At 29.9% G+C, this 274-nt stretch carries 1 pseudogene; it reads right to left on the bottom strand.

Features of this window, described 5'->3' with window-relative positions:
• A pseudogene (locus BU804_RS10920) lies at positions 1-217 on the bottom strand (hypothetical protein); the annotation flags it as partial.
• Positions 218-274 lie beyond the last annotated feature (57 nt).

Genomic DNA, 274 nt, shown 5'->3' with positions numbered 1-274 from the left:
CAGAAAAAAGCCCCAAGCCTAACGTACATAAAGTCTTAAAAGCTGCATATATTCCAATTCCAATTCTACGCTTTAAAGGGTATGTTTTTTCAAAGCTTCCTAAAAGGATATATGTTTTACCATTGTTTATTATACTTTGGCTTAATTTTGGATCTGGGCTAGAAGAAAGAGCAGAGTAGCTGCTAGGAGTATCGCCATCTATAAATTTTGATCGCATATAATTCCTTTTTTAATTCATTAAAAAATAAATAATAATTTTAAATCAATTTAGCTA

Source organism: Candidatus Protochlamydia sp. W-9 (assembly GCF_001950615.1).
GTDB lineage: Bacteria > Chlamydiota > Chlamydiia > Chlamydiales > Parachlamydiaceae > Protochlamydia > Protochlamydia amoebophila.
Note: the sequence above shows the minus strand (reverse complement) of the source record. Positions and strands in the feature narration are given on the sequence as shown.